Consider the following 23510-nt stretch of genomic DNA (forward strand, 5'->3'; position numbering starts at 1 on the left):
AGACCACAACGTTGATAGGTGAGGTGTGGAAGCGTGGTGACACGTTAAGCTAACTCATACTAATTGCCCGAGAGGCTTAACCATACAACGCCCAAGATGTTTTAGAGATACAGTGTGTTAACTACGAAAGCTTGCTAAATAATGGCAACGGTTTTTATCAATTCCTATCCTGGAATTGACCCGCAAGCGGGCTGCACTAAAGTGCATTAAAAACTGTTCCCGACAGTTTTTTGCCTGGTGGCAATAGCGCTGTGGAACCACCTGATCCCATTCCGAACTCAGAAGTGAAACGCAGCTGCGACGATGGTAGTGTAGCATTCGCTATGCGAGAGTAGTTCACCGCCAGGCTCCCAATAAGTAAACAAGCCCCACGCGAAAGCGTGGGGCTTTTTTGCTTTGCGCTTCGTCAACCACATCATTACAATAGCGGTATTCGCGTCAACTGGCCTGATCATGCGCACTTTAACTAATATTTCTGCCGTTCCTTATTCTACTTTCCGCTTTAATGCTCAGCTAGCCAGTGTGATCGAGTTTGGTTCTGTTGCTGAGCTGAAGAACTTCCATTCCGATACAACTCCTGTTGTGCTGGGCGAGGGCAGCAATACCATTTTTATGCAGGATCTTATCGCACCCGTTTGTCGTTTTGTTGCCGACAGCAAAACTGTTACCCAATTAGATCCGCAGCATGTGCTAGTACACGTGGAAGCAGGTCATAACTGGCATCAGTTGGTTAGCTGGGCAGTTGAGCAGCAGTTTTGGGGCATAGAAAATCTGGCGCTGATCCCGGGCTCCGTTGGCGCGGCCCCGGTACAAAATATAGGTGCTTACGGTGTTGAGCTGGCAGACAGTTGTTTATATGTAGATTTTTACCACTGGCAACAGCGTAAGGTGCAGCGTATTGCTGCAGGTCGTTGCCAGTTTGGCTACCGTGACAGCGTGTTTAAGCATGCCCTGGCGGGCAAAGGTATCATCGTTGCGGTAGGTTTATGCTTAAGTAAGAACGCAGCTCCCGTACTGGGATATAAAGGCCTGGATCACTTGCCGGCTGACGCAGCTATCAACACTATATTCGAACAAATTATCGCTGTACGTAGCAGTAAGTTGCCTGACCCTGCTGTGCTGGCCAATTGTGGCAGCTTCTTTAAAAACCCGGTTATTGCAATGCAGCAGTATACGGCGCTAAAAGCAAAGCATGCTGCTATACCGGGGTTTATTCAGGCCGACAATACAGTGAAAGTGCCCGCCGCCTGGTTAATAGAGCAGCAAGGTTTTAAAGGCAAGGGCTATGGCGACGTCGGCTGCTATAAGTTACAGCCGCTAGTGGTGGTTAACCACGGCGCAGGTACGCCAGCTCAGTTGGAGCAGCTTGTAACAGCAGTACAGCAGCAAGTGTTTGCTGTTTACGGCATTCAGTTGGAAGCAGAAGTTCGTATGCTAAATGGTGCAGGACAGGCTGTCAGATGAGCAAAGCCAGTTTAGTCACACAGCGCCAGTTACTTAGCGCAATAAGCAGCGGTGAGTTTCAGTCGGGGCAGTTTCTGGCTGAAGCGCTGGGGTTAAGCCGCACTGCTGTCGCTAATCATATCAAACAGTTACAACAACTTGGCTTAGATATATACAAAGTAAAAGGCCGGGGTTATTGCCTGGCTGAACCGCTGACATTACTGGATGCAGCAAAGATAAGCCAGTTGCGCCAAAGTGGCAGCCCCACTATTCTGGTGCAAAATATTACCGACTCAACCAATAGCCAGCTAATGCAAAAAGTGCAGGACGGCCTGGTAAATGAGCCTGGCTATACCTTAGTGGCAGAAGCGCAGACTGCTGGGCGTGGCCGGCGTGGCCGTAATTGGTATTCACCTTTCGCCGCCAGTTTATATTTCTCTATGTACTGGAAGCTCGAACAAGGGATCCAGGCCGCCATGGGGTTAAGTCTGGTAGTGGCTATCGCCATCGCCAGATTGTTAAAACAGCAGTATCAGGTTGATGCTAAGGTTAAATGGCCAAATGATGTCTATGTTGACGGTAAAAAGTTGTGCGGCATTTTGGTAGAGCTGGCAGGGCAGGCTCATGCCGGCTGTGATGTGATCATCGGTATTGGCATGAATATTCGTCTGCCGCAGCAGGCGCTGGACAATATCGACCAACAATACATTGATTTGGCGTATGCCTCTGGCCAGGCGATAGACCGTAACCTGTTGGTGGCATTGCTGCAACAACAACTGATTATGCTGCTCACAGAGTTTACCCATAACGGCTTCAGTTGCTTTGTTGATGAGTTTAATCAGTACAATCAGTACCGCGACAAGGCGGTGAAGCTTATTGGTAATACTGAGGTACAAGGTATTTGCCTTGGTGTAGATAAACAAGGTGCTTTATTGGTTAACACGGCTGCAGGTATACAAGCCTATTTTGGTGGCGAGCTTAGTTTACGGCCGGGAGATTAGCATGTATTTGTTACTGGATATTGGCAATACCCGGGAGAAAGCCGCATTGGTGAAAAACGGCAAAGTTACGGCTTTGCCGCAATTGGCCGCTGATAATCTGGCTAAGCTACCAGTTAAGGCTGTATATTTTGCCTGCGTGGCTTCACAAGAGAGAGTTGTAGCAATCAAACAACAGCTAGGTTTGGAGCATTTACCCTGGCGCCAGGTGCACTCTGATGCTCAGGCCTATGGTGTGCGCAGTAGCTATCAACAACCCCAGACTTTGGGCGTCGATCGCTGGTTGGCGATGTTAGGTGCTCAGCTGTTGTTTCCAGCACAAAACGTACTAATCGTTGATGCGGGCACTGCAGTTACCTTAGATTGGCTGGCATTGGATGGCCAACATGGCGGTGGTTGGATTATACCGGGCCTAAAAATGCAGCAACAGGCAGTGGTAAAAAACACCGCCAAGGTTTTTAATGCTGAAATGTTTAACGGTCGTTTAGAACCCGGCATAGATACAGTAGCAGGTTTACAAAATGGTTGTTTAGCAGCGATTTTAGGTGCAATCATGCTGGCATGGCAGCAAACCCCGAGTGACAAGTTGCTGTTAACCGGTGGTGACAGTAAGTTTCTTAAATCTTATCTGTCAGATTTACCTGTTGTTGTAGAGCCTTTACTGATTTTCCATGGACTGGCGCGTTATATCGATATGTAATGGCTGGTTTGCGCACTTTATGAGCGCTTAGGCAGGAAATTACTGCTTTTTTGGTTTTTTCTGTTGCACGGCTTAGGGCATTCCACTAGAATTCGCACCCACTGACGTAGTGCCGCTTTAGCTCAGTTGGTAGAGCAACTGACTTGTAATCAGTAGGTCATCCGTTCGACTCGGATAAGCGGCACCATTAGTGGAGGGGTTCCCGAGTGGCCAAAGGGATCAGACTGTAAATCTGCCGGCACTGCCTTCGAAGGTTCGAATCCTTCCCCCTCCACCATCTTCGTCAGAAGAATAGCTACGAGTAGGCCGCGGGCATCGTATAATGGCTATTACCTCAGCCTTCCAAGCTGAAGATGCGGGTTCGATTCCCGCTGCCCGCTCCAATCAAAAACGTTGCTGATATAGCTCAGGCGGTAGAGCGCATCCTTGGTAAGGATGAGGTCCCCAGTTCGATTCTGGGTATCAGCACCATCTTGACACCTCTCAAGCTATTTAAACCAACACACTAATTAAATAACCGCCGTTTTGTTAAAAAGGGTCTATTCATGGCTAAGGCTAAATTTGAACGTAATAAACCGCACGTAAACGTAGGCACAATTGGTCACGTTGACCACGGTAAAACTACTTTAACTGCAGCAATCACAAACGTACTGGCAAAGCACTACGGCGGTCAGGCATTTGCATTCGACCAGATTGACAAAGCGCCGGAAGAAAAGGCCCGTGGTATCACAATCAACACATCACACGTTGAATACGATACACCAAGCCGTCACTACGCCCACGTAGACTGCCCAGGTCACGCCGACTATGTTAAGAACATGATTACCGGTGCGGCGCAGATGGACGGCGCTATTCTGGTAGTAGCAGCGACAGACGGCCCAATGCCACAAACCCGTGAGCACATCCTGTTATCACGTCAGGTAGGCGTACCATACATCATCGTATTCATGAACAAATGTGACATGGTAGATGACGAAGAGCTGTTAGAGCTGGTAGAAATGGAAGTGCGTGAGCTTCTTTCAGACTACGACTTCCCGGGTGACGACTTGCCTGTAATCCGTGGTTCAGCGCTGAAAGGCCTGGAAGGCGATGCAGAGTGGGAAAAGAAAATCCTGGAATTAGGCGAAGCGTTAGACACCTATATCCCAGAGCCGGTACGTGCGATTGACAAGCCATTCATCATGCCAATCGAAGACGTATTCTCAATTGCTGGCCGTGGTACTGTAGTAACAGGCCGTGTAGAGCAAGGTATCGTAAAAGTAGGCGAGACAGTAGAAATCGTAGGTATCAAAGATACAGTAGCGACTACCTGTACAGGTGTAGAAATGTTCCGTAAGCTGTTAGACGAAGGTCGTGCAGGCGAGAACATTGGTGCCTTGTTACGTGGTACTAAGCGTGAAGACGTAGAGCGTGGTCAGGTACTGGCGAAGCCAGGTTCAATCAAGCCACACACTAAGTTTGAAGGCGAAGTGTACGTACTGTCAAAAGAAGAAGGTGGTCGTCATACGCCATTCTTCAAAGGCTACCGTCCACAGTTCTACTTCCGTACTACAGACGTAACTGGTGCAGTAGAATTGCCAGAAGGCGTAGAGATGGTAATGCCAGGCGACAACCTGAAGTTTGTTGTAGAGCTGATTTGCCCAATCGCGATGGACGAAGGTTTACGCTTCGCTATCCGTGAAGGCGGCCGTACAGTAGGTGCGGGTGTAGTATCAAAAATCCTGGCGTAATAGCTAAGATGTGAAAAGGCCCCGTAAGGGGCTTTTTTTATGGTGGAATTTTACTGCAGTAAGATGCTATTCAAACACTTGTTTGAAAACTAAAGCTGTGCCATGCTTAAACTCATCCGTCCAGTTGAAGAGGCACCGCTATGAGCCACTATCAGGCCCCGCTAAAAGATATTTGCTTTAACTTGTTTGATGTATGGCAGCTCGACAAGTACTGGCAGCAGCAAAGCCAGTTGCAAGAGTTAATTGAAGCAGATACAGCCAAAGCTATTTTGGAAGAGGCTGCCAAAATATGTGAGCAGCAGCTGGTACCCTTCTCGGGCGAAGCCGATAAACACGGGGCGCAACTTAAGGATGGCAAAGTAACGTTGCCACAGCACTATAAAATTGCCTATCAAAGTTTAACTGAAGGTGGCTGGACCAGCCTCAGTGGCGATCCGCAGTACGGTGGCATGGGCATGCCAAAAGCGCTGTCGATGATGGTAGACGAAATGCTCTGCAGCGCCGACATTGCTTTTTCGCTTTATCCGGGTTTAACTGCCGGCGCCTGCGTTGCGCTATTACAACACGCTGATGCAACTGCCAAAGCGCTATACCTGCCCAAAATGTACAGCGGTGAATGGTCAGGCACTATGTGTTTAACTGAAGCCCATGCCGGCTCCGATCTCGGCATTATGCGCACCACCGCCAAACCGGTGGACGATGGCAGCTATTTGCTAAGTGGCAGCAAAATTTTTATTACTGCCGGCGAGCATGATTTAACCTCGAATATTATCCATCTGGTACTAGCTAAACTGCCGGATGCACCGGCAGGCAGCCGCGGTATTTCGCTGTTTCTGGTGCCGAAGTATCTGCCTGATGCCAGTGGTGAACCCGGTGAGCGCAATGGTGTTAGTGTAGGTTCTATCGAGCATAAAATGGGTATTAACGGCTCGGCAACCTGTGTGCTGAGTTTCGACGATGCTAAAGGCTATTTAATTGGTGAACCACACCGTGGTTTAGCCTGTATGTTTACCATGATGAACTATGAGCGTCTATCAATGGGTAGTCAGGGGCTGGGTGCGGCTGAGCGCGCTTATCAAAATGCGCTGGCTTATGCAAAAGACCGCACGCAGGGCCGGGTTACTGAGAAAGACGCTAATAAAGCTGAGCCGATCATCGGTCATGCTGACGTACGGCGCATGTTGCTTAACATCAAAGCAATGAATGAGGCCGGCCGCACCTTTGCAACCTGGGTGGCGTCGCTGCTGGATAAAGCTAAGTATGATAATTGCTCTGTATCGGCGCAGCGCGCTAATTTACTGACGCCTATAGCTAAAGCGTTTATGACCGATCAGGGCTTTGATGCCTGTGTGACGGCACAGCAGGTGTTTGGTGGTCATGGCTATGTAAAAGAATGGGGCATGGAGCAACTGGTGCGCGATGTGCGTATTGCCCAGATCTATGAAGGCACTAACGGTATTCAGGCGGCGGACTTTATGCTGCGCAAGGTTGCTGCAGACAACGGCGGCATTTTGTTAGCTTTGCTTAGTGAAATCAAAACAGAACTTGCTGTGCGGCCAATAGACACCGCTAACACTCTGCTTTATTACATTGCTGAACTGGAAGTATTAACCAAGGGGCTACTGGCTCAGGATCTGAGGGTACAAAGTGCTAACGCTTGTGATTATTTAACGTTAGTTTCATATGTTCTTTACGGTTATATGTGGTATAAAAATCTGGCTGCGCTGCAGAGCTCTTTACATGCCGAGTGTTTTATTGAGGAAAAACAATATACTGCGGTTTATTATTTTGAGCGTATCTTGCCCAAAGCCGAAGGATTGCTTGCCGTATTAAGGTGTGATTCAGCGATTATGGATAAGTTTGCGCTAGACCATTTTTAGCATTAAGGATTGTTATGAAGTACCTGCTTGGTTTAGTTGGCTTATTAGCATTTTCCGCATCGGCGGCAGATGCACTGGATAAAAGAATGAAAGCCGAGCAGTGGGATTCATATGCTCCTTTTACGTTGATACCACATCATAATAACTATCTGATGCCGGTAACCTACGTGGATGGTATAGCCCCCATCATGGTAAATGACGGCGAGTCAGCACCGTCTGATAATCTGGAGGCTAAATTTCAGCTCAGCTTAAAAACACCACTGTGGAGCAAAATTTATAACGATAACGGTTATCTGTTTTTTGCTTTCACTCAGCAGGCCTATTGGCAGGCCTATAATAGTGAGGTGTCATCGCCGTTTCGGGAAAACAATTACGAGCCCGAGCTTATTCTGATGTTTCCGCACTATGCCAACGTTGAGGATGCGGCCAGCCGCATTATTGGTTTGAGTTTATCGCATCAGTCCAACGGTCGCTCTGGTGCTCAGTCCCGCAGTTGGAACCGGCTAAAGCTCAGCTGGGTTACCTCTATTGGCAATGTATTTATTAATTTTGAGCCTTACTACCGTTTTAAAGAAGATCCGAAAGAATCACCAACAGACCCCAAAGGTGACGACAACCCGGATATCACCAAATATATGGGCTGGTTTGAACTCTCTGCTGCTTACAAGCACGGGGACGCGACCTGGCGCATGATGGTGCGGAATAATTTGCGTAGTGACAATAAAGGTGCAGTACGGTTGTCGTACTCAGTACCGTTTAACAACCATATCCGCTTTTATGCCGAGTTGTTTAATGGTTATGGTGAAAGCCTTATTGACTATAATCGCTCAGTTACCCGTTTTGGTGTTGGCTTTGAATTGAATGATATTTTGTAGCGCAATTAATAACCAATGCTTGCGTTATTAGCCGTTTTCAGTATAATGCGCGGCCAGTCGATTTAATTCTGACTGGCTTGCTAAATAAACTTTAGAGTTATTTAGCACTTACAGTGCTCCCGATTGGGGAGCAAACGTAACTTCGGTGCATGGGCATCCCCCTTCTTGGGTTGGATAGCTTGTGTTTATTTTTGCTCTTTTTGCTCTTTGAGGCTTTGATACATGAGTAATCAAAGGATTCGCATCCGTCTGAAAGCGTTCGATCACCGTTTGATCGATCAGTCAACCATGGAAATCGTTGACACAGCTAAGCGTACGGGCGCACAGGTTCGTGGTCCTATTCCACTTCCTACCCGCCAGGAACGTTTCACTGTATTGATTTCTCCTCACGTCAACAAAGATGCACGTGATCAGTACGAAATCCGTACCCACAAGCGTTTAATCGACATCGTTGAGCCAACCGAGAAAACGGTTGATGCGCTGATGCGTTTAGACTTGCCTGCTGGCGTTGACGTTCAAATCAGCCTGGGCTAATCAGACAGGTTTATAGAGAGGTTTAGGAAATGGCTATCGGTCTAGTCGGTCGTAAAGTGGGAATGACTCGCATCTTCACTGAAGACGGCGTTTCAATTCCAGTAACCGTAATCGAAGCGACACCAAACCGTGTAACTGCAGTTAAAACTGCAGAGACAGACGGTTACAGCGCACTGCAAGTGACTGCTGGTACTGTAAAGGCAAGCCGCATGAGCAAGCCGGAAGCAGGCCACTTCGCTAAAGTGGGCGTGGACGCTGGTCGTGGTCTGTGGGAATTCCGCCTGACAGATAACGAAGGTGCTGACATCACTGTCGGCAGCGAAATTACGGTTGAAATTTTCGCTGAAGCGAAAAAAGTTGATGTGTCTGGCACATCAAAAGGTAAGGGTTTTGCTGGTGCTGTTAAGCGCTGGAATTTCCGTACTCAGGATGCTACTCACGGTAACTCTTTATCACACCGTGCCCCTGGTTCAATTGGTCAGAACCAATCACCGGGTAAAGTATTCAAGGGTAAAAAAATGGCTGGTCACTTAGGTGCTGAGCGCGTAACCGTGCAGTCACTGGAAGTGGTTCGTGTAGACGCAGAACGTAATCTGCTGTTAGTGAAAGGTGCAGTACCTGGCGCTATCGGTGGTGACGTGATCGTTAAACCAGCTGTTAAAAGCTAACGTCTGAGGAGATAAGTGATGGAATTAGCATTACGAGACGCTCAAGGCGTTCTTGAAGTTTCCGAAGCTACCTTTGGACGTGAGTTTAATGAAGCTTTGGTTCATCAGGTTGTTGTAGCTTATGCTGCCGGCGCCCGTCAGGGTACCCGCGCTCAGCTGACACGTTCTGAAGTACGCGGTGGTGGTAAGAAGCCATGGCGTCAAAAAGGTACAGGCCGCGCGCGTGCCGGTACTATCCGTAGCCCAATCTGGCGCGGAGGCGGTGTAACTTTTGCGGCTAAGCCACAAGATCACAGCCAAAAAGTAAACCGTAAAATGTATCGTGGTGCGATCCAAAGCATCCTGTCTGAATTAGTACGTCAAGAGCGTTTAATCGTGGTGGAAAATTTCGCCGTTGATTCGCCTAAGACCAAAGATTTAACTGCGAAGTTAAAAGCAATGGACTTAAAAGACGTGTTAATCGTGACTAACGAAGTGGATGAGAACCTGTTCTTATCAGCACGTAACCTGTACAAGGTTGACGTGCGTGACGTACACGGTATCGACCCGGTCAGCTTAATCGCATTCGACAAAGTGTTAATGACTGCTGCTGCAGTTAAGCAACTTGAGGAGCTGTTAGCATGATCCGCGAAGAACGTTTACTGAAAGTTATTTTGGCACCACACGTATCTGAAAAGAGCACTGTGTCTGCTGAAAAACATAATACAGTCGTTTTCAAGGTAGCCACTACTGCGACTAAAGCTGATGTTAAAGCAGCAGTTGAAAAACTGTTCGAAACTGAAGTCGTTGGTGTGCGTACTGTTAACGTTAAGGGTAAGTCCAAGCGCACTGGTGCGCGTATGGGCAAGCGTAGCGATTGGAAAAAAGCTTACGTGACTCTTAAAGAAGGCAGCGAAATCGATTTCGTTGGCGGCGCTGAGTAAGAAGAGGAGTTAGGAAATGGCACTTATAAAGTGTAAACCTACGTCACCAGGTCGTCGCCACGTATTAAAAGTGGTTAACCCAGACCTGTACAAAGGCAAGCCTTATGCCCCTTTGTTAGAGAAAAATTCAAAAACTGGTGGTCGTAACAACAACGGTCGCATCACTACCCGTCATATCGGTGGTGGTCATAAGCAACATTACCGTTTAGTTGACTTCAAACGCAACAAAGATGGCATTCCAGCCAAAGTTGAGCGTTTAGAGTACGATCCAAACCGTACTGCTAACATCGCACTGGTGTTATACGCAGACGGTGAGCGTCGTTACATTCTGGCCCCTAAAGGCCTGAAGGCAGGTGATACAGTGGTTTCAGGTATGGAATCACCAATCAAAGCCGGTAACACCTTACCACTGCGTAATATCCCGGTTGGTCAGGTAGTACACAACATCGAAATGAAACCAGGTAAAGGTGGTCAGTTAGCTCGTTCTGCTGGCGCATTTGTACAGATCCTGGCTCGTGACGGTGAGTACGTGACACTGCGTTTACGCAGTGGCGAAGTACGTAAAGTATTAGCAGATTGTCGCGCGACTATCGGTGAGATCGGCAACGCGGAACATATGTTACGTCAATACGGTAAAGCTGGTGCTATGCGCTGGCGTGGCGTTCGCCCAACCGTACGTGGTGTGGTAATGAACCCGGTTGATCACCCACACGGTGGTGGTGAAGGTAAAACTTCTGGTGGTCGTCACCCTGTATCTCCATGGGGCGTGCCAACGAAGGGTTACAAAACTCGTTCAAACAAGCGTACTGATAAACTTATCGTACGTCGTCGTGATAAATAATTTGTGAGGAATTGCCATGCCACGTTCTCTCAAGAAAGGTCCATTTATTGACCTTCACTTGCTGAAGAAGGTAGAGAAAGCGTTGGAAAGCGGTGACAAGAAGCCTATTAAGACTTGGAGCCGTCGTTCAATGATCATACCTGATATGATCGGTTTGACCATCGCTGTCCATAATGGTCGTCAACATGTACCAGTGTTCGTCTCGGAAGAGATGATAGGTCACAAGTTAGGTGAATTTGCACCTACTCGTACCTACCGTGGTCATGCAGCCGACAAAAAGGCCAAGAAGCGCTAAGGGGTAAATGATGCAAGCATTAGCTAAACACAAATTTGCCCGTTCTTCTGCTCAAAAAACTCGTCTGGTTGCTGACCAGGTGCGTGGATTGTCAGTAGATAAGGCGCTGAACGTACTGACTTACAGCCCGAAAAAAGCTGCTGAGTTAGTTAAAAAGGTTCTTTTATCAGCCATTGCCAACGCTGAGCACAATGAAGGCGCGGATATTGATACGCTGAAAGTTAAGACTATCTTCATTGATGAAGGTCCGTCTATGAAGCGAATCAAGCCACGTGCTAAAGGTCGTGCTGACCGTATCGTCAAGCGTACTAGCCACATCACTGTGGTTGTAGCTGATAACTAGGAGAGAGAAATGGGACAGAAAGTACATCCTAATGGTATTCGCCTAGGTATCACTAAGCCATGGAGCTCAACCTGGTTCGCGAATACGAAAGACTTCCCGGATTTCTTAAACGGTGACTTTAAAGTTCGTCAGTATCTGACAAAAGAACTGAAAGCCGCGTCAGTTAGCCGGATCGATATTGAACGCCCTGCGAAAAGCATCCGTGTGACTATTCACACTGCGCGTCCAGGCGTAATCATCGGTAAGAAAGGTGAAGATGTTGAGAAAATCCGCAAGCAAGTAGCAGCCATCGCTGGCGTACCTGCGCAGATTAACATCTCTGAAATCCGCAAGCCTGAGCTGGATGCCAAATTAGTTGCTGACTCAATCAGCAGCCAGTTAGAGCGTCGTGTAATGTTCCGTCGTGCTATGAAGCGCGCGGTACAAAACGCCATGCGTATCGGTGCCAAGGGTATCAAAGTTGAAGTTAGCGGCCGTTTAGGCGGCGCAGAAATCGCTCGTTCAGAGTGGTACCGTGAAGGCCGTGTGCCACTTCACACTCTGCGTGCTGACATCGATTACAATACCTCAGAAGCACTGACTACTTACGGTATCATTGGTGTGAAAGTGTGGATTTTCAAAGGCGAGATCTTAGGTGCTCTGCCATTGAACAACAACACCAACAACGCCAACAATAACAACCAGCCTAAAGCGCCGAAAAAACCGGCACGTAAGGCTAAGTAGGGGTATTGAGCGATGTTGCAACCAAAACGTACAAAATTTCGTAAAGTGCACAAAGGTCGTAACCGTGGTTTAGCCCAGGTTGGCGATAAAGTATCTTTCGGTACTTATGCACTGAAATCTGTAGAACGTGGTCAAATGACTTCACGTCAAATTGAATCTGCACGTCGTGCTATGACGCGCGCTGTTAAGCGTGTTGGTAAAATCTGGATCCGTGTGTTCCCAGACAAGCCAATCACTGCTAAGCCGCTGGAAGTACGTATGGGTAGTGGTAAAGGTTCTGTTGAGTACTGGGTATGTCAGATTAAACCTGGCAAAGTACTGTACGAAATGGACGGTGTGTCTGAAGAGTTAGCGCGTCATGCATTTGCATTGGCTTCCGCTAAGCTACCATTTAAGACAGCCTTTGTAACGCGGACGGTAATGTGATGAAAGCCAGCGAATTAAAAGCGAAAAGTGTTGAAGAGTTAAATACTGAATTACTGGGTTTATTACGTGAGCAGTTCAACCTGCGCATGCAATTAGCTACCGGTCAGTTAGCTCAAACGCATTTATTTAAGCAGGTGCGTCGTGATATCGCGCGCGTTAAGACCATCTTAACCGAGAAGGCAGGTGCGTAATGAGCGAAACTAATACTCGTACACTGCAAGGTAAAGTGATCAGCAACAAAATGGACAAGTCTATTACTGTTGCGATCGAGCGTTCGGTGAAACACCCAATTTACGGGAAGTTCATCAAGCGTACTACCAAGCTGCACGTACATGATGAAACCAATCAGTGTAAAGAAGGCGACGTAGTCACGATTCGTGAATGCCGTCCTTTGTCCAAGACTAAGTCATGGACCCTGGTTGCTGTAGTCGAATCAGCATCTTAATTCGTTAAGGTGTTAAGAGCGGCTCCTTTGTGGGCCGCTTTTATTTTGCGCTACCTTTTTAACAAGAGTGCTGTTATAATCACGCGCCCTCTTGTCAGGGGGTAGTTTTTATCGTAAGCAGCGTAGCCCGTGAGGGTTATTTAGTAGAATAGCGGAGCACTAAGATGATCCAGATGCAATCTATGCTGGAAGTCGCAGACAACAGCGGCGCGCGCAGCGTAATGTGTATTAAGGTCTTAGGTGGTTCACATCGCCGTTATGCTGCAATTGGTGACATCATCAAAATTACTGTTAAGGAAGCAATTCCGCGCGGTAAGGTTAAAAAAGGTGATGTACTGAATGCAGTGGTGGTGCGTACACGCAAAGGCGTACGCCGTCAGGACGGGTCATTAATCCGTTTTGATCGCAATGCAGCAGTGTTGTTAAACAGCAAGCTGGAACCGATCGGCACTCGTATTTTCGGGCCTGTTACACGTGAACTTCGTGGCGATAAGTTTATGAAGATCGTGTCTCTGGCACCTGAAGTACTGTAAGGAGTCACCATGGCTAGTAAAATCCGTCGTGATGACGAGGTTGTTGTTCTTACTGGTAAGGACAAGGGTAAGCGCGGTAAGGTTACTAAAGTTTTAGTAGCTGAAGGTCGTGTTTATGTTTCCGGCGTTAACCTGGTTAAAAAGCATCAGAAGCCTGTACCGGCTCTGAATCAGCCAGGCGGTATCGTTGAGAAAGAAGCCTCAATTCATGTTTCAAACGTAGCGATCTTTAACTCTAAAACGGGTAAAGCAGATCGTGTAGGTTTCCGCCTTGAAGACGGCAAAAAAGTACGTTTCTTCAAGTCGAATAACGAAGTAATTTAATTGCTATTGGAGTAATACGATGGCGAAACTGCATGAAATTTACAAAGACACCGTAGTCCCAGAACTGTTTAAGCAGTTCGGCTACACCAGCGTCATGCAAGTCCCTCGGATTGTTAAAATCACACTCAATATGGGTGTGGGTGAAGCCGTAGCTGATAAAAAGATCCTTGATAACGCCGTAGCAGATTTAACTGCTATTGCCGGCCAGAAACCTCTGGTAACTAAGGCTCGTAAATCAGTAGCTGGTTTTAAAATCCGTGAAGGCTACCCTATTGGCGCAAAAGTGACCCTGCGCGGCGAACGTATGTGGGAATTCTTAGAGCGTTTAGTCTCTATTGCTATCCCGCGTATTCGTGACTTCCGTGGTGTAAATCCGAAGTCGTTCGATGGCCGTGGTAACTACAGCATGGGTGTACGTGAGCAAATCATTTTCCCAGAAATCGACTATGACAAAGTAGACGCAGTACGTGGTTTAGATATCACTATTACGACTACCGCGCGTACCGATGACGAAGGACGTGCTTTACTTGCCGCGTTTAACTTCCCATTCAAGAAATAAGGTGTAGGGTCATGGCAAAACAATCAATGAAAGCCCGCGAATTAAAGCGTGCACAACTGGTAGCCAAATTCGCTGCAAAGCGTCATGAACTGAGAGATGCGATTGCCAATCCTGCGACTTCTGACGAAGACCGCTGGGCTGCAGTTCTTAAGTTACAGACGTTGCCGCGTGATTCAAGCCCTTCGCGTCAACGTAATCGTTGTCGTGTAACTGGTCGTCCACACGGTTACCTGCGTAAGTTCGGCATGAGCCGGATCAAGGTCCGTGAAGCGGCGATGCGCGGTGAAATTCCTGGCCTTCGTAAGGCTAGCTGGTAAGAATCACGGGAGTAACGAGCTATGAGTTTGCAAGATCCAGTAGCGGATATGTTTACTCGCATCCGCAACGGCCAGTCAGCCAATAAAGTTGCGGTTAAGATGCCATCTTCAAAACTGAAGGTGTCTATTGCGAAAGTATTAAAAGACGAAGGTTACATCGCTGATTTCGCGGTTTCTGGTGATGTTAAGCCAGAGCTGGAAGTAACGTTAAAGTACTTCCAGGGCAAATCTGTAATTGAAACTATCGATCGTGTTAGTCGTCCAGGTCTGCGCATCTATAAGAAGCGTGGCGATTTACCTAAGGTAATGGGCGGTTTAGGTGTGGCCATCGTGTCAACATCTAAAGGACTAATGACTGACCGCGCCGCGCGCAAGGTTGGTATCGGTGGCGAAATCATCGGCTACGTAGCGTAACGGAGGTAGTAATCTATGTCTCGTGTTGCTAAAGCCCCAGTCACTATCCCAACCGGCGTTACTGTAACGCAAAAAGGTCAGGTAGTGTCGTTCAAGGGCAAAAACGGCGAGTTAACATTAGATGTTAACCCAGCGGTTGAAGTCGTGGTAGATGGTAATGTTTTACGTACCAATCCACGTGACGGCTTCGATGGCGCTGACGCGCAAGCGGGTACTGCCCGTGCGTTAATCAACAACCTGGTTACTGGTGTAACTGAAGGCTTCTCACAGAAGCTGGAACTGGTTGGTGTTGGTTACCGTGCGAAAGCAGAAGGTAAAGTATTGAACCTGAGCCTGGGCTTTTCTCACCCAGTGGTGTTTCAGGTACCTAACGGTATCACTATTGAAACGCCAAGCCAGACTGAAGTACTGGTAAAAGGTGCTGACAAGCAATTAGTTGGTCAGGTTGCCGCTAACATCCGGGCATACCGTAAACCAGAGCCTTATAAAGGCAAAGGTGTGCGCTATGCAAATGAAAACGTGCGTCGTAAAGAAGCGAAGAAAAAGTAGGGTAGGACGATGGATAAGAAACTTGCTCGTCTGCGCCGTGCCAAACGCACTCGCAGAAATATTATCGAACAAGGTGCGAATCGCCTGGTTGTACACCGTACACCACGTCACATCTACGCCCAGCTTATCGCACCAAATGCTGAAGTGATTGCTGCAGCTTCTACCGTAGAAGCTTCAATCAAAGACTCACTGAAGTACACTGGTAACGTAGATGCTGCTAAGGCTGTAGGTAAAGCGATTGCCGAACGTGCAGTAGCCAAAGGCGTTACTGCTTGTGCTTTTGACCGCAGTGGCTTCCAGTATCATGGTCGCGTACAAGCTCTGGCTGACGCGGCGCGTGAAGCCGGTCTTCAGTTCTAGGAGTAGCTCATGGCTAACGAAGAAGCTAAACAACAATCTGATTTACAAGAGAAGCTTGTTGCAGTAAACCGCGTGTCAAAAGTTGTTAAAGGTGGCCGGATTTTCTCCTTCACCGCTTTGACTGTGGTTGGTGACGGTAATGGTCGCGTTGGTTTTGGTTATGGTAAAGCACGTGAAGTTCCAGCTGCCATTCAAAAGGCAATGGAAAAAGCACGTCGCAATATGACTCAGGTTGAGTTAAATGGTAACACTTTACACCACCCAACCCGTGGTGTTCACTCAGGTTCAAATGTTTACATGCAACCTGCAGCTGAAGGTACTGGCTTGATCGCCGGTGGTGCAATGCGCGCCGTACTGGAAGTTGCTGGTGTACAAAACATTCTGTCTAAGTGTTACGGCTCAACTAACCCAATCAACGTAGTTCGCGCAACTATTAATGCACTGTCGACTGTTAAGTCGCCAGCTCAAATAGCTGCTAAACGCGGTTTACGCGTTGACGACATTCTGGGGTAATCTGCCATGGCGAAGAAGACAATTAAAGTAACCCAAACGAAGTCAAGCATCGGTCGTTTACCGAAGCACAAGGCCTCGTTAACTGGGTTAGGTTTACGCCGCATCGGTCACACTGTTGAAGTTGAAGATACACCTTCAGTTCGCGGTATGATCAACGCTGTGTATTACATGGTTAAAGTGGAGGAGTAACAGATGTTATTAAATACTATTGCTCCGGCACCTGGTGCTAAGAAAGAAAAGCGCCGCGTGGGTCGTGGTATCGGCTCTGGCTTAGGTAAAACTGCGGGTCGTGGTCACAAAGGTTTGAAATCACGTTCTGGCGGTAAAGTGCGTCCTGGTTTCGAAGGCGGTCAAATGCCATTGAAACAGCGCTTACCTAAATTCGGTTTCACTTCACAGAAATCTCTGGTTTCTGCTGAAGTACGTCTGCACGAACTGGCAGCGGTGAAAGGTGATGTAGTTGATCTGGCTAGCCTGATGGAAGCTAACATCATTTCCCGTACTGTTAAGTTTGCCAAAGTTGTACTGTCAGGCGAAATTACTCGTCCGGTAACCGTAAAAGGTTTAGGTGCAACAAAAGGCGCGCGTGCAGCAATCGAAGCCGCTGGCGGTAAAGTCGAAGAATAATAAGGATAGTACGCGATGGCTAAACCAGGTTCGGACTCAAAAAGTGCAAAAGGCGGATTCAGCGAGCTGAAAGCCCGTTTGTTATTTGTACTTTTGGCCATAATCGTATTTCGGTTAGGCTCCTTTGTGCCAATTCCTGGAATTGACGCCGCCGTGCTGGCTCAGTTATTCGAGCAACAAAAGGGCACCATCGTTGAAATGTTTAACATGTTCAGCGGTGGCGCACTTGAGCGTGCTTCCGTATTTGCGTTGGGTATTATGCCCTACATCTCTGCCTCTATTATTGTTCAGCTGTTAACGGTAGTTCATCCTGCCATGGCCGAATTAAAGAAAGAAGGCGAAGCTGGAAAGCGCAAAATTAATCAGATGACGCGCTACGGTACTTTAGCGTTAGCAACGTTACAGGCCATTGGTATTGCCACTGGCCTGCCTAATATGATGCCGGGTTTAGTAATAAATCCTGGCTTTGCATTTTACTTCACTGCGGTAATCAGTTTGGTTACCGGTACCATGTTTCTAATGTGGTTAGGTGAGCAAATTACAGAGCGTGGCATTGGTAATGGTATTTCGTTGCTAATCTTTACCGGTATTGTTGCCGGCTTCCCGTCGGCCATTGGTCAGACGATTGAGCAGGCACGTCAAGGCGATTTGCACTTTTTACTGTTAGTTGCGATAGGTGTGATCGTAATCGCGATTACCTGGTTTGTGGTGTTCTTTGAACGCGGCCAGCGTCGGATTGTGGTCAATTACGCCAAGCGTCAGCAAGGCCGTCAGGTGTTTGCCGCGCAAAGCAGCCATTTACCGTTAAAGGTTAATATGGCTGGTGTAATTCCACCGATTTTTGCCTCTAGCATTATTCTGTTCCCCGGAACGATAGCCAGTTGGTTTGGTTCAGGTGAAGGTGCGGTAGCTAACTTCCTACAGGAATTAGCATTAACATTATCTCCGGGACAACCGTTGTATATGATGTTATACTCCGCGGCCATTATTTTCTTTTGCTTCTTCTATACTGCGTTGGTGTTTAACCCGCGTGATACAGCAGAAAATCTGAAGAAATCTGGTGCTTTTATCCCTGGGATCCGTCCTGGTGAGCAGACATCAAAATACATTGATAAAGTAATGACACGGTTAACCCTAGCGGGCGCCCTGTATATAACCTTTATCTGTTTAGTTCCTGAGTTCATGATGGTAGCGTGGGACGTACAGTTCTACTTCGGTGGTACTTCACTGCTGATTATCGTTGTGGTTATCATGGACTTTATGGCACAGGTACAGACGCATTTGATGTCGCATCAATATGATTCTGTGCTTAAAAAGGCAAATCTTAAAGGCTACGGCCGTTAAGATAGTTTGCGGAGTTAAGTTATGAAAGTACGAGCTTCCGTTAAGAAGATCTGCCGTAACTGCAAAGTGATCAGACGTAATAACGTTGTTCGCGTAATTTGCAGTGAGCCAAAGCACAAACAGCGCCAAGGCTAATAGCAGAACAAAAATGATACTGTGGGCTGGGCTGATTGGTTGAGCCCCTTTATCGTTTGCAATATCAGCGCCATTTGAGTATCCTTACGGGCTTTTCAAATTGGCATCTTTAAACTCTATTATAGGAGAACGTTAGTGGCCCGTATCGCTGGCATTAACATCCCCGATAATAAGCATGCGGTCATCTCTTTGACCTATGTTTATGGTATCGGCAAAACCCGCGCTAAATCGATTTTAGCTGCAGTGGGTATCGAAGAAAGTACAAAAATTGCTGCGTTAAGCGACGCTCAGTTAGATACGCTTCGTGACGAAGTTGCAAAATACACCGTTGAAGGTGACTTGCGCCGTGAAATTACGTTAAACATTAAGCGTTTAATGGACCTTGGTTGCTACCGTGGCCTGCGCCACCGTCGTAGTCTGCCGGTTCGTGGTCAGCGCACTAAAACTAATGCGCGTACCCGCAAGGGCCCACGTAAAGCGATTAAGAAATAAGGTGATTCAACATGGCTAAAGCACCAGTTCGTACTCGTAAACGGGTAAAAAAGCAAGTTTCAGACGGTATGGCTCATATCCATGCTTCTTTCAACAACACCATCGTGACGATTACTGATCGTCAGGGCAATGCACTGTGCTGGGCAACTGCCGGCGGTTCAGGTTTCCGTGGTTCACGTAAATCTACTCCGTTCGCTGCTCAGGTAGCTGCAGAGCGTGCAGGTACTGCTGCGCTGGAATATGGTCTGAAGAACCTTGAAGTGTTTGTGAATGGCCCAGGCCCAGGCCGCGAATCAGCGATTCGTGCTCTGAACGCCGCTGGTTACAAGATCACAAATATCACCGACGTGACGCCTATCCCACATAACGGATGCCGTCCACCTAAAAAACGTCGCGTGTAATTACAGCGCTTCACGGATTATTGGAGAAAGAAGATGGCAAGATATTTGGGTCCTAAGCTCAAACTAAGTCGTCGCGAAGGTACAGATCTGTTCCTGAAGAGCGGCGTAAGAGCAATCGATTCAAAGTGTAACTTAACTACTGCCCCTGGTCAGCACGGCGCTCGTCGCGGTCGCTTATCAGACTACGGTTTACAGTTACGCGAGAAACAAAAAGTACGTCGTATGTATGGCGTATTAGAGAAGCAGTTCCGTAACTATTACAAGGAAGCTGCTCGTTTGAAAGGTAATACAGGTGAAAACCTGTTAGCGTTGTTAGAGTCACGCTTAGACAACGTAGTATACCGTATGGGTTTGGCCAGCACTCGCGCTGAAGCACGTCAGTTGGTTAGCCACAAAGCTATTATGATTAATGGCCAAGTGCTGAACATTCCATCATACAAAGTATTACCTGAACAAGTGATCTCTGTTCGTGAGAAAGCGAAAAAGCAAGCCCGTATTGGCGCTGCGCTTGAAGTAGCTGCACAACGTGAGAAACCAACTTGGATCGAAGTAGATAATACGAAACTGGAAGGCGTTTTCAAACGTCTGCCTGAGCGTTCAGACTTGTCTGCTGACATCAACGAACAGTTAATCGTCGAGCTTTACTCTAAGTAAAGCTAATTGTTAAGAGAGGATATATGCAGGGTTCTGTCACCGAATTCCTTAAGCCGAGATTAGTTGGTATCGAAAAAATCAACCCAACTCGTGCCAAAGTTACTTTGGAACCACTTGAGCGCGGTTTCGGGCATACCTTGGGCAACGCGTTACGTCGTATTCTGCTTTCGTCAATGCCAGGTTGTGCAGTGACTGAAGTTGAGATTGACGGCGTTCTCCATGAGTACAGTGCCAAAGAAGGTGTACAGGAAGATATCATTGATATCCTTCTGAACCTGAAAGGCCTTGCCGTTCGCCTGGAAGACAAAGATGAAGTCACTCTGACTTTGACGAAGAAAGGTGCTGGCCCTGTAACAGCTGGAGACATCCAGCATGGCGACGGTGTGGTTATTACCAACCCTGAGCACGTTATTTGCAACCTGACTGGCGAAACTGAATTCAGTATGCGTCTGAAAGTTGAACGTGGTCGCGGTTATGTGCCTGCATCAGCGCGTTTGTCCTCAGATGATGACGAGCGTCCTATTGGTCGTCTGTTACTGGATGCCTCTTTCAGCCCGGTAGAGCGTATAGCCTACTCTGTTGAAGCTGCGCGGGTAGAACAGCGTACCGATCTGGACAAACTGATCATCGATATGGAGACCAACGGCACTGTTGAGCCAGAGGAAGCCATTCGCCGTGCAGCAACAATTCTGGCCGAACAGCTGGAGTTCTTCGTCGAGCTGCGCGATAAGAGCGAACCGGAAAAACGCGAAGAGAAGCCGGAGTTTGATCCGATTCTGTTACGTCCGGTCGATGATTTGGAATTAACAGTTCGTTCTGCTAACTGCTTGAAGGCAGAGCAGATTCAGTACATTGGTGATCTGGTTCAGCGTACCGAGGTTGAGTTACTTAAAACACCTAACCTGGGTAAAAAGTCGCTTACCGAAATCAAAGACGTGCTGGCATCACGCGGTTTATCTCTGGGCATGCGCCTTGAGAACTGGCCGCCAGCGAGTCTGGTAAATAAAGACTAATCAGATACCAGTTTCTGGTTTAGTGAGAAGGAATAGATCATGCGCCATCGCAAGAGTGGTCGTCAATTAAACAGGAACAGCAGCCACCGTACGGCAATGTTCCGCAATATGGCAAGCTCGTTGGTGAAGCACGAAATCATCAAAACGACTTTGCCAAAGGCTAAAGAGTTACGTCGTGTGATCGAGCCATTGATCACATTGGCAAAGAATGACAGCGTTGCAAACCGCCGTTTAGCTTTTGCCCGTACTCGTGATAAAGAAGTAGTAGGTTTGTTATTCAACGTGCTGGGCCCGCGTTACAACGCGCGTCCAGGTGGTTACACTCGTATTCTGAAGTGTGGCTTCCGTGCCGGCGATAACGCACCTATGGCTTACATCGAGTTAGTCGATCGTCCGGAAACGGACGCACTGCCAGTTGAAGAAACTGCAGCTGAGTAAGCGCTAAAAAACTAAAAAGCCGGGCTATGCCCGGCTTTTTTATGTCAGTTTGTTTTTCCATCAGCTAATTCGTACTATGGTGTTTTAACGTAAAGCCAAGTATTGATTATGCAAAAAACATTGCTTCCCTTGCTATTACTCAATCTGTTGCTGTCAGCTAACGCTAAAGCGACATCAGAGGCACAGTATCAACCACTGCAGCCGTTGTTATCTCAGGTAACGAACCAGCATCCGATATTGCAGCAAGTACTGGCTAACCCAGAGCCTTACCGGCTGCAAATTATCTATACCCGGATCGATCGTGATACTGATAACAACCCAAATCTGACCTACTATCAATTTGGCCTGGATGATAATCGCTACTTCTATCCGGCCAGCACAGTAAAACTGCCTATAGCCTTGTTGGCGTTGGAATGGTTGGCAGAGCAAAATGTTGCAGGCTTAAATGCAGATACCACTATGCTGACAGATGCGGCAACTGACTGGCAAACGGCGCAAGCTACAGATCCTACTTCTGCTAGCGGTTTTCCCAGCATTGCACAGTATATAAAGAAGATATTACTGGTCAGTGATAATGACGGCAGTAACCGGTTGTATGAATTGCTTGGCCAGGATTTTATTAATCAGCGCCTGACAGCCAAAGGGCTTGGCCATAGCCTGATTAATCACCGCCTCAGTGTACCACTGACGGCAGAGCAAAACCGGCAGTTTAACCCGGTACGCTTTGTTGATACTAACGGCAAGCTAATTCTGGCTTTGCCGGCCCGTAGTACAAACCAGCAATACATTAATAAAGATAAACCAGCGTTGGGTAGAGTTTATATCAGTGGTAAAGAGCTGATTAACTCGCCGATGGATTTTACCGACAAAAACCGTCTTAGCCTTACTGATTTTGATGGTGCAATAAAGCGGGTGATCTTTCCGCAGCTTTTTACGGAGAATGAGCGTTTTAAGCTACGGCCGGAAGATCGTTCTTTGGTGCTGCGTTATATGGCGATGCTACCACCTGACAGTACTAATCCGCTTTATGATGCAAAACAGTACCCGGATAACTACTCTAAGTTTTTGCTGTTTGGCGGTAAGGCACAACAAATACCTGAATATATCCGTATTTTTAATAAAACCGGCTGGGCTTATGGTCATATTATTGATGGCGCCTATATTGTCGATCTGCAGCAGGAAATAGAGTTCTTTGTTACTGCCGTGATCTATGCCAATGAAAACGATACGTTAAATGACGATCAATATCAGACAGACGAAGTGGCGCTGCCGTTTTTGCGTCAGTTAGGTGAATATCTGTATCAGCATGAGCTGCAACGACCAAGAAAATATAAGCCCGATCTATCAGAAGTCAGCAGAGTTACTGCATCAGGTGCAGAAATCGAGTGATTTATAATCAAAAAACAGTGCTTTTTTAAAGGATCGCTTAAAAAGTGCGCGGTCGATCATATTTCTGTAAAAAAGATCTTGATCGAATTAAAGCGATCTCTATAATGCGCACCACACAGACGGCAGCAAGCGAAAGCCCAAAGCGTCTGACTGAGGTGAAAGCCTCGCGTCATTGAGAAAACTCTGACGCACGCTCTTTAACAATTCGCAATCAATCATCTGTGTGGGCACTTATGATGGATTTCACAAAATGAAATTTATCGGTTGAGTGGCTACTACAGAAATGTTTTAAGTCAGTAAGACTGAGCGTCACTTCGGTGACAGAAAGAACTTTAATTGAAGAGTTTGATCATGGCTCAGATTGAACGCTGGCGGCAGGCCTAACACATGCAAGTCGAGCGGGGTTTTCGGACCTAGCGGCGGACGGGTGAGTAATGTATAGGGAGCTGCCCGACAGAGGGGGATACCAGTTGGAAACGACTGTTAATACCGCATAACGTCTACGGACCAAAGTATGGGACCTTCGGGCCATATGCTGTCGGATGCACCTATATGGGATTAGCTAGTTGGTGGGGTAATGGCTCACCAAGGCGACGATCCCTAGCTGGTTTGAGAGGATGATCA

The 23510-nt window shown here is 47.5% G+C and carries 35 protein-coding genes, 4 tRNA genes and 3 rRNA genes; all 42 read left to right on the forward strand.

What is annotated here, in order from left to right; translation table 11 throughout:
* Window positions 1-84, forward strand: a 23S ribosomal RNA gene (locus tag BLW68_RS19855); the annotation flags it as partial.
* Window positions 85-233: 149 nt separating this feature from the next.
* A 5S ribosomal RNA gene (gene rrf, locus BLW68_RS19860) occupies window positions 234-348 on the forward strand.
* A 105-nt stretch (window positions 349-453) separates the two neighbouring features.
* Complete coding sequence (murB, locus tag BLW68_RS19865) at window positions 454-1464, forward strand: UDP-N-acetylmuramate dehydrogenase (RefSeq protein WP_092796966.1); 1011 nt, start codon at window positions 454-456, stop codon at window positions 1462-1464.
* Window positions 1461-2444: a bifunctional biotin--[acetyl-CoA-carboxylase] ligase/biotin operon repressor BirA gene (gene birA / locus BLW68_RS19870; protein WP_092796968.1), complete on the forward strand. Its 984-nt coding sequence runs from the start codon at window positions 1461-1463 to the stop codon at window positions 2442-2444. Before murB ends, birA begins: the two co-directional genes overlap by 4 nt.
* Window position 2445: 1 nt before the next feature.
* Window positions 2446-3141, forward strand: coding sequence for a type III pantothenate kinase (locus BLW68_RS19875; RefSeq protein WP_092796970.1), 696 nt, complete (start codon window positions 2446-2448; stop codon window positions 3139-3141).
* Between the two features lie 111 nt (window positions 3142-3252).
* Window positions 3253-3328: transfer RNA gene (locus BLW68_RS19880), tRNA-Thr, on the forward strand.
* A 5-nt stretch (window positions 3329-3333) separates the two neighbouring features.
* Window positions 3334-3418, forward strand: a tRNA-Tyr gene (locus BLW68_RS19885).
* Window positions 3419-3449: 31 nt separating this feature from the next.
* Window positions 3450-3524, forward strand: a tRNA-Gly gene (locus tag BLW68_RS19890).
* A gap of 12 nt (window positions 3525-3536) precedes the next feature.
* Window positions 3537-3612, forward strand: a tRNA-Thr gene (locus tag BLW68_RS19895).
* Window positions 3613-3686: 74 nt separating this feature from the next.
* A complete protein-coding gene (gene tuf, locus BLW68_RS19900; RefSeq protein ID WP_092796972.1) occupies window positions 3687-4871 on the forward strand; it encodes an elongation factor Tu in 1185 nt (394 codons plus the stop codon).
* Window positions 4872-5011: 140 nt separating this feature from the next.
* Window positions 5012-6751, forward strand: a complete 1740-nt coding sequence (locus BLW68_RS19905) for an acyl-CoA dehydrogenase family protein (RefSeq protein WP_092796974.1) — start codon at window positions 5012-5014, stop codon at window positions 6749-6751.
* A gap of 14 nt (window positions 6752-6765) precedes the next feature.
* Window positions 6766-7626, forward strand: a complete 861-nt coding sequence (locus BLW68_RS19910; RefSeq protein ID WP_092796976.1) for a phospholipase A — start codon at window positions 6766-6768, stop codon at window positions 7624-7626.
* Between the two features lie 222 nt (window positions 7627-7848).
* A complete protein-coding gene (gene rpsJ, locus BLW68_RS19915) occupies window positions 7849-8160 on the forward strand; it encodes a 30S ribosomal protein S10 (RefSeq protein ID WP_008899121.1) in 312 nt (103 codons plus the stop codon).
* Window positions 8161-8189: 29 nt separating this feature from the next.
* A complete protein-coding gene (rplC, locus tag BLW68_RS19920; protein ID WP_068238335.1) occupies window positions 8190-8828 on the forward strand; it encodes a 50S ribosomal protein L3 in 639 nt (212 codons plus the stop codon).
* Between the two features lie 18 nt (window positions 8829-8846).
* Complete coding sequence (rplD, locus tag BLW68_RS19925; protein ID WP_092796978.1) at window positions 8847-9452, forward strand: 50S ribosomal protein L4; 606 nt, start codon at window positions 8847-8849, stop codon at window positions 9450-9452.
* The gene (gene rplW, locus BLW68_RS19930) at window positions 9449-9751 is read left to right on the forward strand and encodes a 50S ribosomal protein L23 (protein ID WP_068238329.1); all 303 of its coding nucleotides are present in this window, start codon (window positions 9449-9451) and stop codon (window positions 9749-9751) included. The genes rplD and rplW overlap by 4 nt, the downstream gene beginning before the upstream one ends.
* A gap of 16 nt (window positions 9752-9767) precedes the next feature.
* Window positions 9768-10592, forward strand: a complete 825-nt coding sequence (rplB, locus tag BLW68_RS19935; RefSeq protein ID WP_092796980.1) for a 50S ribosomal protein L2 — start codon at window positions 9768-9770, stop codon at window positions 10590-10592.
* 16 nt (window positions 10593-10608) lie between these two features.
* Window positions 10609-10887, forward strand: coding sequence for a 30S ribosomal protein S19 (rpsS, locus tag BLW68_RS19940; protein WP_008950795.1), 279 nt, complete (start codon window positions 10609-10611; stop codon window positions 10885-10887).
* Between the two features lie 10 nt (window positions 10888-10897).
* Window positions 10898-11230, forward strand: a complete 333-nt coding sequence (rplV, locus tag BLW68_RS19945; protein ID WP_019677721.1) for a 50S ribosomal protein L22 — start codon at window positions 10898-10900, stop codon at window positions 11228-11230.
* Window positions 11231-11239: 9 nt separating this feature from the next.
* On the forward strand, window positions 11240-11953 hold the full coding sequence (gene rpsC / locus BLW68_RS19950; protein ID WP_008224489.1) for a 30S ribosomal protein S3: 714 nt from the start codon (window positions 11240-11242) through the stop codon (window positions 11951-11953).
* A 12-nt stretch (window positions 11954-11965) separates the two neighbouring features.
* Window positions 11966-12379 carry a 50S ribosomal protein L16 gene (rplP, locus tag BLW68_RS19955; protein WP_068238325.1) on the forward strand — a complete coding sequence of 138 codons (414 nt, stop codon included), beginning with the start codon at window positions 11966-11968 and terminating at the stop codon, window positions 12377-12379.
* The gene (gene rpmC, locus BLW68_RS19960; protein ID WP_068238323.1) at window positions 12379-12570 is read left to right on the forward strand and encodes a 50S ribosomal protein L29; all 192 of its coding nucleotides are present in this window, start codon (window positions 12379-12381) and stop codon (window positions 12568-12570) included. Before rplP ends, rpmC begins: the two co-directional genes overlap by 1 nt.
* Window positions 12570-12824: a 30S ribosomal protein S17 gene (gene rpsQ, locus BLW68_RS19965; RefSeq protein ID WP_068238321.1), complete on the forward strand. Its 255-nt coding sequence runs from the start codon at window positions 12570-12572 to the stop codon at window positions 12822-12824. The genes rpmC and rpsQ overlap by 1 nt, the downstream gene beginning before the upstream one ends.
* A gap of 164 nt (window positions 12825-12988) precedes the next feature.
* Complete coding sequence (gene rplN / locus BLW68_RS19970; protein WP_027672151.1) at window positions 12989-13357, forward strand: 50S ribosomal protein L14; 369 nt, start codon at window positions 12989-12991, stop codon at window positions 13355-13357.
* A gap of 9 nt (window positions 13358-13366) precedes the next feature.
* Window positions 13367-13681: a 50S ribosomal protein L24 gene (rplX, locus tag BLW68_RS19975; protein WP_068238319.1), complete on the forward strand. Its 315-nt coding sequence runs from the start codon at window positions 13367-13369 to the stop codon at window positions 13679-13681.
* Between the two features lie 19 nt (window positions 13682-13700).
* Entirely contained in the window at window positions 13701-14240 is a 540-nt protein-coding gene (gene rplE, locus BLW68_RS19980) for a 50S ribosomal protein L5 (protein WP_068238316.1), read from the forward strand.
* Window positions 14241-14251: 11 nt separating this feature from the next.
* Entirely contained in the window at window positions 14252-14557 is a 306-nt protein-coding gene (rpsN, locus tag BLW68_RS19985) for a 30S ribosomal protein S14 (protein ID WP_068238311.1), read from the forward strand.
* Between the two features lie 21 nt (window positions 14558-14578).
* Window positions 14579-14971: a 30S ribosomal protein S8 gene (gene rpsH, locus BLW68_RS19990; protein ID WP_068238308.1), complete on the forward strand. Its 393-nt coding sequence runs from the start codon at window positions 14579-14581 to the stop codon at window positions 14969-14971.
* A gap of 15 nt (window positions 14972-14986) precedes the next feature.
* Entirely contained in the window at window positions 14987-15520 is a 534-nt protein-coding gene (gene rplF, locus BLW68_RS19995) for a 50S ribosomal protein L6 (RefSeq protein ID WP_092796982.1), read from the forward strand.
* A gap of 9 nt (window positions 15521-15529) precedes the next feature.
* A complete protein-coding gene (gene rplR / locus BLW68_RS20000; protein ID WP_068238302.1) occupies window positions 15530-15880 on the forward strand; it encodes a 50S ribosomal protein L18 in 351 nt (116 codons plus the stop codon).
* Between the two features lie 9 nt (window positions 15881-15889).
* Window positions 15890-16393, forward strand: a complete 504-nt coding sequence (gene rpsE / locus BLW68_RS20005) for a 30S ribosomal protein S5 (RefSeq protein WP_068238299.1) — start codon at window positions 15890-15892, stop codon at window positions 16391-16393.
* Window positions 16394-16399: 6 nt separating this feature from the next.
* On the forward strand, window positions 16400-16582 hold the full coding sequence (gene rpmD, locus BLW68_RS20010) for a 50S ribosomal protein L30 (protein WP_027672159.1): 183 nt from the start codon (window positions 16400-16402) through the stop codon (window positions 16580-16582).
* A gap of 3 nt (window positions 16583-16585) precedes the next feature.
* Window positions 16586-17020 carry a 50S ribosomal protein L15 gene (gene rplO / locus BLW68_RS20015; RefSeq protein ID WP_092796984.1) on the forward strand — a complete coding sequence of 145 codons (435 nt, stop codon included), beginning with the start codon at window positions 16586-16588 and terminating at the stop codon, window positions 17018-17020.
* A 15-nt stretch (window positions 17021-17035) separates the two neighbouring features.
* Window positions 17036-18364, forward strand: a complete 1329-nt coding sequence (gene secY / locus BLW68_RS20020) for a preprotein translocase subunit SecY (protein WP_092796986.1) — start codon at window positions 17036-17038, stop codon at window positions 18362-18364.
* Between the two features lie 21 nt (window positions 18365-18385).
* Window positions 18386-18499: a 50S ribosomal protein L36 gene (rpmJ, locus tag BLW68_RS20025; RefSeq protein WP_082694854.1), complete on the forward strand. Its 114-nt coding sequence runs from the start codon at window positions 18386-18388 to the stop codon at window positions 18497-18499.
* Between the two features lie 135 nt (window positions 18500-18634).
* Complete coding sequence (rpsM, locus tag BLW68_RS20030; RefSeq protein WP_068238294.1) at window positions 18635-18991, forward strand: 30S ribosomal protein S13; 357 nt, start codon at window positions 18635-18637, stop codon at window positions 18989-18991.
* A gap of 11 nt (window positions 18992-19002) precedes the next feature.
* Entirely contained in the window at window positions 19003-19392 is a 390-nt protein-coding gene (gene rpsK / locus BLW68_RS20035; protein ID WP_040552629.1) for a 30S ribosomal protein S11, read from the forward strand.
* Between the two features lie 33 nt (window positions 19393-19425).
* Window positions 19426-20046, forward strand: a complete 621-nt coding sequence (gene rpsD / locus BLW68_RS20040) for a 30S ribosomal protein S4 (protein ID WP_068238290.1) — start codon at window positions 19426-19428, stop codon at window positions 20044-20046.
* Window positions 20047-20069: 23 nt separating this feature from the next.
* Window positions 20070-21059 carry a DNA-directed RNA polymerase subunit alpha gene (locus BLW68_RS20045; RefSeq protein ID WP_027672165.1) on the forward strand — a complete coding sequence of 330 codons (990 nt, stop codon included), beginning with the start codon at window positions 20070-20072 and terminating at the stop codon, window positions 21057-21059.
* A 39-nt stretch (window positions 21060-21098) separates the two neighbouring features.
* On the forward strand, window positions 21099-21497 hold the full coding sequence (gene rplQ / locus BLW68_RS20050) for a 50S ribosomal protein L17 (RefSeq protein WP_068238287.1): 399 nt from the start codon (window positions 21099-21101) through the stop codon (window positions 21495-21497).
* A gap of 108 nt (window positions 21498-21605) precedes the next feature.
* Window positions 21606-22886 carry a serine hydrolase gene (locus BLW68_RS20055; RefSeq protein WP_092796988.1) on the forward strand — a complete coding sequence of 427 codons (1281 nt, stop codon included), beginning with the start codon at window positions 21606-21608 and terminating at the stop codon, window positions 22884-22886.
* Window positions 22887-23219: 333 nt separating this feature from the next.
* Window positions 23220-23510, forward strand: a 16S ribosomal RNA gene (locus BLW68_RS20060); the annotation flags it as partial.

This window comes from Rheinheimera pacifica (assembly GCF_900108485.1).
Classification (GTDB): Bacteria; Pseudomonadota; Gammaproteobacteria; order Enterobacterales; family Alteromonadaceae; genus Alishewanella; species Alishewanella pacifica.